We start from the raw sequence: 13,147 nt of genomic DNA, 5'->3' as shown, positions 1-13,147 counted from the left end.
ATTATGAAAGTTGATCTTTGATAATATCACCTAAAGTTACTTTATCATTATCATTGATTTCATTTAACGCTTCTCTTTCTTTCATTCTTGCAAGACTTTTTACGCTTAAACGAATTCTATTTTTCTTTTCATCAATGAAAACAATTAAAGCTTCTATTGTATCGCCTACTTTTAAACTTGAAAAATCAATATTACCCAAATCTTCTTTGTGAATTAGTGCATCAACGCCCTCTTCAAGCTCAACAAAAACTCCAAAATCCTTAATATCTCTAATTTTTCCTGAGATAATATCATTTACTTGGTGTTTTTGTGCATAAACCTGCACAGGACTTTTTTGCAATTCTTTAGTACTTAAAGAAATTTTTTGATTTTCTTTGTCAAGCTTGATGATTTTAACTTCTATAACATCACCAACTTTATACATATCTTTGCATTTATCGTTTCTATTCCATGAAGCATCTTCATTATGCAACAAACCTTCTAAGTTTGCAATTTTTACAAAGGCACCAAAATTAGTTACAGAAGTAACACTACCTTTTACCACATCACCTACCTTATGTGATTTTAAAAACTCATCAAAAGGTTTTGCTAATAAATTTTTTAAAGAAACTCTAAGTCTTCTTTCTTTAGCATTAATCTCAATTACTTCTACATCAAGCTCTTGACCTTCGCTAATATAATCTTTTGGGTTTTTAGCATTTTTATCCCAAGAAATTTCACTTATATGTAAAAATCCTTCTATATCATTTCCCAAATCAACAAAAGCACCATATGGCTCTATATTTGAAACTGTAACCTTAATGGTGTCACCAACCTCTAAACCATCTTTAATTTCATCCCAAGGATCAGGCATAGCAAGTTTGATAGATAAAGAAAGATGTTTTTTATCTTTATCATATTTAATCACTTTTACAGGAACCTTATCACCCTCATTATATAATGAACTAGGATTTACTGGCCCTTTATAAGAAATTTCACTATAGTGAACCAAACCATCAACACCGCCTACATCAACAAACATACCATAGGTAGTGATTTTTTTAACAATACCTTCTATAATTTCTTCTTGATTTAACACATTTGAGATAATCTCTTTGCGTTTTTTTCTTTCTTCATCTACTATTTTTTTTCTAGAAACTACTATGCTTTGAGCTTCTTTATCAATTTTGATGATTTTAACTTTGAAAGTTTTGTTGATGATGTTATTTGAATCTTTAAAGCTACTTTGTGATTTTGGCAAGAAAAATTCTACTCCATTTTCATCCACAGCCACAAAGCCACCTCTATTTTTACCAATGATTTTTACATCAAATATACTTTCATCATCTTTATAATTATCAATAAATTCTTTAACTTTTTGCTTTCTTAAAGCTTTTTTATGAGAAAGTAAAGATCTGCCACCGCGAGAACCCACTATAGCAACTTCTAATGTATCGCCTTCTTTGAAGATAAATTCGCCTTTGTCATTTTGAATTTCTTCTATTGCTAAAATACCTTCTGATTTTTGCCCTACATTTACAAATACCTCATCACCTTTAATCGCGACAATTATACCCTGTGTAGTTGCCTCCTCATCAGACTTGAAAGATTCCTCAAGCATTTGCTCAAAATCTTCTTCTATGATAATATCCTCTAGTCTGTTTTGAACTTTTTTGTTCACCTCGCTCATCGTGGTCCTTTGTTTTAAATTTTAATTCTTGATTATAGTATTGTTTTCTTTAAACTTAGTTAATTTTGGTGTATTCTTTGATTTTTTCCAAAACCAAATCAATCACCCAATCAGGTGTAGAAGCACCTGCACTAATACCGCATTTTTCTTTGCCACTAAACCATTCTTTTTGAATTTCTTTTTCATTTTCGATTAAATAGCTATCCTCGCAGTAGTTTTTTGCTATCAAAAAAAGTTGCTTAGTATTAGCTGAATTTTTTCCTCCAACTATTATCATTACATCACTTTTTTTAGCAAGCTCATTGATTGCTTCTTGATTTTTAAAAGTCGCATCACATATGGTATTAAAAACGCGCACTTCCTTAACCCTAAGCATTAAATAATTTACAATTTCCATAAATTTTTCTATCTTTTTTGTAGTTTGTGATACCACTGCAATTTTAGAAGGCAATTTAATATCAAATAATTCTTTTTCATCAAGAACCACATAAGCTTTAGTACTTACATAACTTCTAACCCCTTTTACTTCAGGATGATTTTCATCTCCAAAAATCACAACTTCATAGCCTTCATTACTCATTTGCTCGCAAATTTTTTGAGGTTTAGTTACAAAAGGACAAGTTGCATCAAAAATTTCTATATCTTTTTGCTTTAATTTTTCTAAATCTTGCTTTGTAATACCATGAGTTCTAATGATGGCTTTTTTTTCTGTGCTTAATTCATTAATATCATTTAATGTTTTAACATTATAATTTTTCCAAAGTCTTGTGATTTCTTCATTATTATGAATTAAAGGGCCTATAGTAGCTGCATCCTTAATCTGTTCAGCCTTTTTAATAGCTCTTTTTACCCCAAAACAAAATCCATAGCTTTTTGCTAGTTCAATCTCCAATTTTAGCTCCTATTTGCTTTAAAATCTCAATAAAATTTGGAAAAGAAGTTTTAATACATTCACTATCATCTACTTCCATTCCACATCTTAAACCTAAAATTAAAAAACTCATCGCAATTCTATGATCTCCAAAGCTTTCTATTTTAGCACTTTTAACTTCGCCACCTTCTACTTCAAAACCATCTTCTAATTCTTTTACTTTTATGCCACATTTTTGCAAATTTAATACAATTGATTTGATTCTATCACTTTCTTTTACGCGTAATTCTTTAGCATTTTTTATAATGCTTTTTCCTTTTGCACAAGCAAAAGCTATAGCCAAAGCTGGAATTTCATCAATCAACCATGCGATATTTTCACTCACATTTACCGCCTTTAAAGGCGCACTTTCAACATAAATTTCTCCAATACTTTCAAAATCTTCATTGGTAATATTATAGGTGATCTTTGCACCCATTTTTTCTAAAATTTTAAAGGCTTCAATACGTGTTTTATTTAACAAAACATTTTTTAAAACTACTTTTGAATGAGGTAAAATACAAGCAGCTAAGGCAAAGTAAAAGGCCGATGATGGATCATTTGGTACACATACTTCAAATGCTTTTAATTTTTCTTTTAGAGGATTGATTTTGATAAAAGTTTTTTCCTCATTTAAATATTCAATACAAGCTCCCATTTTATTAAGTATAATCTCACTATGATCTCTTGAAAGCTCAATTTCTTTAAAATAACTTTCTTTTTTGGCAAATAAAGCTGCTAAGATTAAAGCTGATTTTACCTGAGCTGAAGCAATATTACTACTAAAATCAAAACCATCTAACTTAGCCCCTTGTATACAAATAGGTGCTAGATTTGCATTAGCTCTTCCATAAATTTTAGCTCCTAAACTCATCAAAGGCTCACTTACACGTCTCATCGGCCTAGCATTTAAATAACAATCCCCACTAAGAACAAAAAATTCATCTTCAATAGCGCTTAAAAGACCTATTAAAAGTCTCATAGCTGTACCTGAATTGCCACAATCTAAAACACAATTTGGAGATTTTATATATTTTGGAGCTTTAATGCAAATTAATCCATCAATTTCTTCAACCTCAGCTCCCAAGGCTTGAATGATTGCTAAAGTATGTAAAGTATCTTGGGCTTTTAAATAATTTTTAATTTTGCAAGTTCCTTGGGTAAGCAAAGAAAAGATAGCAAAGCGATGAGATATAGACTTATCAGAAGCTATATCTTCAAGCTCTGCTGTAAAAGAACTAATAGGACTGATTTTCATCGAAGTTTTAAACCATACTCATCATCTAAAGCTTTGATGATTTTATCAATATATTCAAGAATAATATTATCTTCTAAGGTTTTTTCAAAATCTCTAAATACTAAATTAATAGTCAAGCTATAAAAATCGCCTAAATTCTCATCTGTATATAAATCTACTACTCTAAAACTTTCTAATCTTTCAATATCTAATTTAGCAATGGTATGTTTGATTTTTTCATATTCAAAACCCTTAGGTATAACTATACTTAAGTCCCTGCTCATAGATGGAAATTTAGAATAAGCTTTAGCGGTTTTAAAGTCTTGTTTTAAGCCTTCTAAATCAAGCTCACAAATATAAGTTTTAACCAAATCTCTTTTATTTTCTATACTTAAATGCACTCTACCTATAAACCCTATACGCTTACCATTTTTATATACATTTGCTTGCTCATATGGGCTTAAAAATACATATTCTGATTTTTGCAAACTAAAATCACCTATAATGCTTTTTAATTCTGCTAAAAAAGTATAAAAATCTACCAAAACAGGCTTGGCCTTATTTGTGATTTTAGCTTCTTCTTTGTAGCCACTAAAGATCATCGCAAATTTAGCATGCTCATTTGAAAACTCATCAAAAACACTACCACATTCAAAAAGTTTGATTTTCTTTTTTGAATTTCTTAGATTAAAGCTTGCTGCATTTAAAAGGTGATTTATCAAAGTGCTTCTTAAAGTATTAAGTTCATTGGTGATAGGATTAATAAGCTTATTTTTAATGCATTTAAATCCTAATTGACCTAATTCTTCTTCATTATCTAAAACATAATGCACACTTTCAAAATATCCATTACTACTTGCTTTTAATCTTAAATTTTTAAGCTCTTGATAATCAAAATATACTTGATTTAGGCGATTTTTTTCTTTAAATTCTAAAGCTTTTGATGGGATATTATCAATGCCAACAATTCTTACTATCTCTTCACTAATATCAGCTATATTTGCTATATCACTGCGATGAAGTGGGATTTTGATATTAAATTGCTCATCATTTACTACACTTATTTCAAAGCCTAGTTTTTTAAGAATTTTTACTAAATTATTTTTATCTATAGGCATACCAATGATTTTATCAATCTCTGCACCAAAAATACCAATAATATTTGCTTCATTTTCTTTAAAAACTTGTTGACTTCCAGAAAAAACACTCATCGCACTAATTTTCAAGCACTCATTAAATAAATACTCCATTCCCAAAGAAAGCTTAGGCTCACTACCTCTTAAAGAACGATATATAGTGTCATTTTTCTTTTTATAAAAGGCCATTGCATTTGCTATAGTTTGAGGATGAGTATAACTTGCTTCTATAATGATGATTTTGCTCTCATCATTAATTTTAAATTTATCTTCTTGCTCTATACCCGCTAAAGCAATCAACTCATCTTTATAATAAACTCCATATTCTCCATGTTCTTGAGTTTTAATTTCTAAAACAATCTTTTCATCGATTTGACAATCTTGACAAAGTTTATGAAAATCATAAGCACAAAAAATCACTCCACTTGCATGAGTTGCATATGTTAAAAGATTTTCTATGTTATTATTTTTATATGCTTCAATCAAGGCAAGGCGAATTTGTATCGTAATATTTAGCTTAAATTCTTCTTTAATCTCTAATGCTTTATAAGCAAAAAAGCCTTCAACATCACTCTGATTTTTAACACTTAGTATTCTTCCTATACCTACGCTATTTTCGCTTTCTTTTAAAGGATTTAATTCTTTTAAATTTAAATCAAGTGCTGCGCTTAAATCTCTAGCAACACCATATAAGCTCAAGCAATCTCCGCGATTTGGAGTAAGCTCAATTTCAATTAATTCATCATTAAAAAGTTCATAATCATTTAAAGCTTTTCCTAGAACTAATTCTCCCATGCTTTCATCTAAAACCATAATGCCTTCATTGCTTTTTCCAAAACCAAGCTCACTAGAAGAGCAAATCATACCCATAGATTCAACCCCTCTAAGTTTGGCAGGTTTTATCTCAAGTCCATTTGGAAGCACTGCACCCACTAAAGATACGGCTACAAATTGATCTTTATCAACATTTTTTGCACCACAAACAATTTGTAAAATTTCATTCCCAACATCTACTTTGCAAATATTCAATTTATCTGAATTTTCATGTTTAACTTTTTCTAAAACCTTACCTATTACAACTTTTTGGGGAGCTTTGACACTTTTGAAACTATCAACTTCTAATCCTATAGAATTTAAAGTATTTACTATAGTTTGCGTTGATATTTCACTTAAATCAATCCATTCATTTAACCAATTTCTACTAATAATCATCTAAATTGCTCCAATAATCTTAAATCACCTTCAAACATAGAACGCAAATCAGGAATTTTATGTAAAAGCATAGCAAAACGCTCCACACCCAAACCAAAAGCATAGCCACTTACATTTTTATAACCAACAAATTTATAAACATTAGGATCAACAACACCACATCCTAAAACTTCAAGCCATCCTGTTTGCTTACAAACCCTACATCCACAACCTTTACAAAATACACAAGAAATATCTACTTCAGCAGATGGCTCTGTAAAAGGAAAAAAGCTAGGTCTAAAACGCACTTTTACATCACCAAACATATGTTTTAAAAAATGTTCTAGCATATCTTTTAAATTTGCAAAATTTACCTTATCACCCTCTTCTACCACAAGTCCTTCCACTTGATGGAACATAGGTGTATGGGTAATATCAAAGTCTCTTCTAAAAACTGCACCTGGTGCTATCATTCTAATAAGTGGTTTTTGAGATAGCATAGTTCTAATTTGAACTGGAGAAGTTTGGGATCTAAGCAAGGTTTTATCTTCAAAATAAAAAGTATCTTGCATATCTCTTGCAGGATGATTTTGTGGTAAATTTAATGCTTCAAAATTATGAAAATCATCCTCAATCAAAGGCCCTTTTTCTATGCTGAAATTTAAAGCTGTAAAATATTCTATGATTTTATCCATAGTTTGCATGATTGGGTGCAAAGCACCTGCATTTGAAGTTTCATCAAAAAAGCTAAAATCTTGCACATCTTGTTTCATTTTTTCATTTAAAGCTTTTTCTTCTAATTCTTTTAATTTTATTTGATAAGCTTCATTAAATTCATCTCTTGCTTTATTTAAACCATTAGCAAATTCTTTTTTTTCTTCACCTTGCAAATCTTTTAACTTTGCAAATTCCAAAGTCAAAATACCTTTTTTTCCTAAAACACTTACTTTTATATTTTCAAGTTCTGCTAAAGTACTTGCAGAAGCAATTTTTTCTATCATATCTTGCAATTTTAGCTCCAACTAAATTTTTTTTAAACATTCTAATGTAAAATTATTTAAAATTAGCAAAAATAACAAAAAAAGGACTATTAAATGAGAGAAAAAACCGTATTTGAACTAATCATAGAAGGAAAAATCCCTGCTAATAAAGTTTTAGAAAGTGAAAAATTTTTAGCCTTTCATGATATTAATCCTAAAGCACCTATTCATATTTTAATCATTCCAAAAGAACATTTTGAAAACTTTCAAGAATTAAGACCTGAATTAATGAGTGAAATGACACAATTTATCCAAGAATTAGCTACTCTTTTAGGACTTGATAAAAGTGGGTATAGATTAATCACAAATTGTGGAAAAAATAGCGGACAAGAAGTCTTTCATTTACATTTTCATATGTTAGGTGGATTTGAGCTTCCAAAAAATAAAGAAACCCAAATCAATCCTGAATCACTATTCTAAAAAGAGCTTAACTCTTTTTAGATAGCAGGACCAGCTAATTTAAATTCTGCTCCTTCTTTTACATCTTCATAGCGTTTAAAATTTTCTATAAACATTTTTGCAAGCTTTAATTTGGTTTCCTCATAAGCTTTTTTATCTTCCCAAGTATTAATAGGGTTTAATAACTTACTTTCTACACCCGCTAATTCTTTTGGAACTGCAAGATTAAATAAATCATAGTTTTCAAACTCACAATTTTGTATGCTACCATCTAAAATCGCATTAATGCAAGCTCTAGTAGCTTTAATACTCATTCTTTTGCCTACACCATAAGCTCCACCGCTCCAACCGGTATTTACTAGATAAACATTCACATTATGCTTGCTGATTTTTTCGCCCAAAAGTTTTGCATAAACAGTTGGGTGTAATGGCAAAAACACTTCTCCAAAACAAGCTGAAAAAGTCGCAACAGGCTCAGTAATACCTCTTTCAGTTCCTGCTACTTTTGCAGTATAACCACTTAGAAAATAATACATTGCTTGTTCTTTACTAAGTTTACTAACCGGAGGTAAAACACCAAAAGCATCTGCTGAAAGGAAAATAATATTACTAGGATGACCTGCGCTAAGACTTGGCTCGTGATTTAAAATATGTTCTATCGGATAAGAAACTCTAGTATTTTCAGTTTTAGAACCATCATTGAAATCAACACTTAAATCATCTTTTAAAACTACATTTTCTAAAAGTGCATTTTGCTTTATAGCTCCATAAATTTCTGGCTCACTTTGAGGGTCAAGGTTAATACATTTTGCATAACAACCTCCTTCAAAATTAAACACACCCTCATCATCCCAACCATGCTCATCATCGCCTATTAATTTTCTTTTTGGATCGGTTGAAAGAGTAGTTTTACCTGTACCGCTAAGTCCAAAGAAAAGCGCCACATCACCTTTTTCTCCAACATTAGCACTACAATGCATAGGAAGTTTATTTTCTAGCGGAAGCCAGTAATTCATCATAGAAAAAATTCCTTTTTTCATCTCTCCGCCATACCAAGTCCCACCAATTACTGCTATATTTTTTTCTATGTTAAAAATGACAAAAACTTCTGAATTTAAACCATCTTTTTCATAGTCTTCATTCACACATTTGCAAGCATTATACACCACAAAATCAGGTTTAAACTCACCAAGCTCTTCTTCTTTTGGACGAATAAACATATTTTTTACAAAATGCGCTTGCCAAGCAATTTGTGTTACAAAACGCACAGCTTTGCGACTTTTTAACGAAGCACCACAATATGCATCTTGGATATAAATATCACTATTACTAAGTTGCTTTTTAGCTTTTGCTAAAAGTTTTTCAAATAATTCCTCGCTAATAGGTTGGTTAATCTTACCCCAAGCAATATATTTTTGTGAAGGATCTTGTTTTACAAAATATTTATCCTTAGGGCTTCTTCCGGTAAAAATTCCCGTATCCACACTAAGGGTACCATTTTTAGTACATACACCTTCATTGTTATTTTTTTCATGTTTTAAAAGCTCATCATAACTAAGATTATGAAAAACTTGCCCGATATTTTCTAAACCTAAATTTTCTAAACCTATCATTTTTGCCTCCTTATTTATAAGTCATTAAAACCTGGCCTTCACTTACACTCTCACCAGTATTTATTAAAAGTTCTGCAATTTCTCCATCTTTACTTGCACTAACTTCAATCTCCATTTTCATAGCTTCAAGCACAGCTACAACTTGACCTGCTTTAACACTGTCATTTTCTTTTACTAAAATTTTAAATACATTTGCATTCATACTCGCAACTATGGCATTAGCACTATCATCTACTTGTGCCTTTTTCACTTCTGTTTTGTCTGAATTTACCTTGACAGCACTTTTAACATTAACATCTCTATCAAAACCTGCACTTACTTCCACATGGTATTTATTACCATTAACTGAAACGGTAAATTGATTTTCATTAATAAGACTTGGTTTTAATTTGCTATTTTTTCTAACATTAACCTTAGCTTCGCCTTTTAAGAAAGCTATACCTTTTTCTTTACAAGCTGCAACGATAAAAATATTTTCTTCACTTGTTTCTAAATTTTCCTTTTCCAATAAGTTTTTAATATAAGCTATACTTTTACTCTCATCTGCATCAGCGATATCTGTAGCTAATTTTGTAGTTGGTTCTAATTTTAATTGCTCGCTTGCAAGTTTAATTACTTCAGGATCTGGAACAACGGGAGTTTTTCCAAAATATCCTAAAACCATCTTACCATACCCATCTGCTATTTTTTTCCAAGGTCCAAACATTACATTATTAAAAGCTTGTTGAAAATAAAACTGCGATACAGGAGTAACCGAAGTGCCATAGCCACCTTTTTCTACTACTTCTTGCATGGCTTTTATAACTTGAGGAAATTTATCTAAAATATTATTATCTCTCATCATTTGTGTATTAGCGGTTAATGCTCCACCTGGCATAGGTGAAAAAGGTATTAAAGGATTTACCGCTGTTGCTTCAGGTGGTAGAAAATAATCTTTTAAACAATCTTTTAACACTTCTTCATATTTTAAAATTTTCTCTTCATCCAAACCAAGATCAAAATTACTTCCCTTTAAAGCATGAAGCATGGTTAAAATATCAGGTTGAGAAGTACCACCACTAACAGGAGCAGCAGCTAAATCTATACCATCAACACCTGCCTCTAAAGCTGCTAAATAACATGCTATACTCACCCCTGCAGTTTCATGCGTATGTAATCTTATATGCATATTTTCAGGTAAGTTTTTTCTAGCCATTTTAATAACTTCATAAATTTTATTTGGATTTGAAGTTCCACTTGCGTCTTTAAAACAAATACTATCAAAAGGAATTTGCGCTTGTAGGATTTCTTTTAAAATTCTTTCATAAAAAGGCACATCATGCGCGCCTTTACATTTTGGAGGTAAATCCATTAAAGTAATAGTAATTTCATGTTTTAAACCATGCTTAACTATACATTCTCCACTAAATTTTAAATTATTTACATCATTTAATGCATCAAAATTTCTTATGGTGGTTGTGCCATGTTTTGCAAACATTTTTGCATGCAAGTCAATAATTTCTTTACTACCTGTATCAAGCGCTACAGTATTAACCCCTCTTGCAAGGGTTTGCAAATTTGCTTCTTTTCCAACGATGGCTCTAAATTTATCCATCATTTCAAAGGCATTTTCATTTAAATAAAAAAATAAGCTTTGAAACCTAGCTCCACCGCCAAATTCAAAATGCTTAATATCTGCTTCTTTAGCTGCTTCTAAGGCAGGAAAAAAGTCATTCATCAAAACTCTAGCACCATAAACAGATTGAAAACCATCTCTAAATGTGGTATCCATCACATCAATTAATTTTTTAGCCATAATTTTTCCTTATTTTTGCATCTTTGCAATTATAACCTTATTTCTTAAAAAATAAATTTATAAAATTTGATTTAACATAATGATAATAATCGCAACAGGCGCAACAAATCTGAGTAAAAAATACCATATTTCAAAAATACTTTTACTCATAAATTTAGAAAACAAATTATACATTTTCATTTTATCTACAAAAAATCCTACAAAAATAGCACTAGCAATAGCTCCAAGTGGGAGCATAAAATTAGAAGTTAATTTATCCAAAATATCAAAAAAACTAAAACCAAAGAAACTAAAACTAGCCCCATAACTAGTACTAAAAGATAAAATACAACTCATCCCTAAAAGAAAAACCACAAAACCTATAAAAACCAAAGCCTTTTTTCTTGAAATTTTATATTCATTCACAAGATAAAAAGTAAAAGGTTCTATCATAGAAACTGCTGAAGTAATCCCTGCAAAAAACAAAGCTAAGAAAAAATAAAAGGCTAAAAAATGCCCAAAGATAGCACCTAAGTTGGAAAATAAAGTCGTTAAAGATATAAATACAAGTCCAGCACCTTCTGCGGGATTGGCATTAAATTTAAATATAAAAGTAAATACAATAAGCCCCATCATTAAGCCTATGCTGATATTTAAAAGCACAATTATGGCTGAACTTGTGATTAAATTTGTATCATCTTTTAATGAAGCTGCGTAAGTAGTAATACAACCTATACCTAAACATAAGGTAAAAAAAGCAAGGCCTAAAGCTGTTAAAACCGAGTTTAAACTAAGTTTAGTAAAATCAGGATAAAACAAATAAACAAAAGCTTCTTTAAAACCATCTTGAAAAAAGCAATACACTAGCATTAATACAAGCATGATAAATAAACTTGGCATAATCCAAACATTCAGTTTTTCTATACCACTTTTAACCCCTCTTGAGACAACAAACAAGGTAAGAAAAAAAGCAATTAAAAAATACAAACTACTTTCTAAAATACTATTTTGTATTAAATTTCCAAACAAAGCTCCTGCCTCTTGGGTATTACTAGGCAAATAATAAATCGAAGTTATCATGTATTTTAAAACCCAACCCATAATAACAAGATAAAAAGATAATACAAAAATTCCACCGAGCATAAAAAATCCCGCAAATTTCCATTTTTGAGCATATTTAGTTGCTAAGCTTTTATAGGCATTTACAGGATCACTTTGACTTAATCTTCCCATAGCAATTTCAGCCAAAAATACACAAAATCCCACACTAATAGTCAAAAGCAAATACAAAAGCACAAAAGCAAAACCACCATTTTGCCCTACTAAGGTTGGAAATTTCCAAGCATTTCCAAGCCCTATAGCCCCACCTGCAACGGCTAATACAAAGCCTATTTTAGAAAATTTATCATTCATTTTAATGCCTTAGAAAAAAAGCTGTCTGGCCATGATTAAAATCACTGCTAATGGAGAAATATATCTTAAAAAGATATACCAAATTTCAAAATATACCCCACGCATAAATGGTTGAAATAAAATTTGCAAAGCTTCTTTTTTAAGTACAAAACCCACAAAAAATGCTGTAATTAAAGCAGAAATTGGCATTAATAAATTTTGTATGAAAAAGTCTAAAATATCAAAAAAACTTTTTCCAAAGAAATTTAAACTTGGTGCGCTTACATGATAAAAAGAAAGTATAGATAAACTTCCAAGAAAATAAACAATCACACCTACAAAAACCAAAGCTTTCTTTCTTGAAATTTGATAACGATTTATAAGATAAAAAGTAAAAGGTTCTATCATAGAAATAGCTGAAGTAATCCCTGCAAAAAATAAAGCTATAAAAAAGGCTATGGCTAAAACATTTCCCAAAAATCCTAATTTTGCAAAAAGTGTTGTTAATGATATAAATATAAGCCCTGGACCTTGTTGGGTAGGATCAGCCCCAAATTCAAATATAAAAGTAAATACAATAAGCCCCATCATTAAGCCAATGATAGTATTAATGATGATAATATTTAAAGCACTACTTATAAAATTTGTTTTATCGGGCAAGCTTGCTGCGTAAGTTAAAATCACACAAACACCCAAAGACATACTAAAAAATGCAAGCCCTAGTGCATCTAATATAGAATTAACACTTAATTTTGAAAAATCAGGTACAAACAAAAACTCACTTGC

The 13,147-nt window shown here is 30.3% G+C and carries 10 protein-coding genes; 1 reads left to right on the top strand and 9 read right to left on the bottom strand.

Annotated features, from left to right (window positions below; genetic code table 11):
* Window position 1 precedes the first annotated feature (1 nt).
* Genes CAMP5082_RS05290 through pheS form a run of 5 tightly spaced genes read right to left on the bottom strand, consistent with a single transcriptional unit; the run spans window position 2 to window position 7,153 of the window.
* Entirely contained in the window at window positions 2–1,669 is a 1,668-nt protein-coding gene (locus tag CAMP5082_RS05290) for a 30S ribosomal protein S1 (RefSeq protein WP_087685382.1), read from the bottom strand.
* Window positions 1,670–1,724: 55 nt separating this feature from the next.
* Window positions 1,725–2,561, bottom strand: coding sequence for a 4-hydroxy-3-methylbut-2-enyl diphosphate reductase (locus tag CAMP5082_RS05285; protein WP_039668700.1), 837 nt, complete (start codon window positions 2,559–2,561; stop codon window positions 1,725–1,727).
* Window positions 2,551–3,837, bottom strand: coding sequence for a 3-phosphoshikimate 1-carboxyvinyltransferase (aroA, locus tag CAMP5082_RS05280; protein ID WP_337206122.1), 1,287 nt, complete (start codon window positions 3,835–3,837; stop codon window positions 2,551–2,553). The genes CAMP5082_RS05285 and aroA overlap by 11 nt, the downstream gene beginning before the upstream one ends.
* Window positions 3,834–6,164, bottom strand: a complete 2,331-nt coding sequence (gene pheT / locus CAMP5082_RS05275) for a phenylalanine--tRNA ligase subunit beta (protein WP_337206121.1) — start codon at window positions 6,162–6,164, stop codon at window positions 3,834–3,836. The genes aroA and pheT overlap by 4 nt, the downstream gene beginning before the upstream one ends.
* On the bottom strand, window positions 6,161–7,153 hold the full coding sequence (gene pheS, locus CAMP5082_RS05270; protein ID WP_337206159.1) for a phenylalanine--tRNA ligase subunit alpha: 993 nt from the start codon (window positions 7,151–7,153) through the stop codon (window positions 6,161–6,163). Before pheS ends, pheT begins: the two co-directional genes overlap by 4 nt.
* Window positions 7,154–7,237: 84 nt before the next feature.
* On the opposite strand from pheS, the gene CAMP5082_RS05265 reads away from it, so the two are divergent.
* Window positions 7,238–7,603, top strand: coding sequence for a histidine triad nucleotide-binding protein (locus tag CAMP5082_RS05265; RefSeq protein WP_220555324.1), 366 nt, complete (start codon window positions 7,238–7,240; stop codon window positions 7,601–7,603).
* 17 nt (window positions 7,604–7,620) lie between these two features.
* On the opposite strand, the gene pckA is transcribed toward CAMP5082_RS05265, so the two are convergent.
* The 4 genes from pckA to CAMP5082_RS05245 form a co-directional block, all read right to left on the bottom strand.
* Window positions 7,621–9,195 (bottom strand): phosphoenolpyruvate carboxykinase (ATP), encoded by a 1,575-nt coding sequence (gene pckA / locus CAMP5082_RS05260; protein ID WP_337206120.1) that lies wholly within the window; start codon window positions 9,193–9,195, stop codon window positions 7,621–7,623.
* Window positions 9,196–9,205: 10 nt separating this feature from the next.
* Window positions 9,206–10,990, bottom strand: coding sequence for a biotin/lipoyl-containing protein (locus tag CAMP5082_RS05255; protein WP_337206119.1), 1,785 nt, complete (start codon window positions 10,988–10,990; stop codon window positions 9,206–9,208).
* 57 nt (window positions 10,991–11,047) lie between these two features.
* Window positions 11,048–12,382: a sodium-dependent transporter gene (locus CAMP5082_RS05250; protein WP_337206118.1), complete on the bottom strand. Its 1,335-nt coding sequence runs from the start codon at window positions 12,380–12,382 to the stop codon at window positions 11,048–11,050.
* Window positions 12,383–12,391: 9 nt separating this feature from the next.
* Window positions 12,392–13,147: sodium-dependent transporter (locus CAMP5082_RS05245; RefSeq protein ID WP_337206117.1), on the bottom strand; the 756-nt coding region annotated here is incomplete at its 5' end.

Source organism: Campylobacter sp. LMG 17559, assembly GCF_024723605.1.
Taxonomy (GTDB): Bacteria; Campylobacterota; Campylobacteria; order Campylobacterales; family Campylobacteraceae; genus Campylobacter_D.
This window is presented reverse-complemented; position numbering and strand designations above follow the sequence as displayed.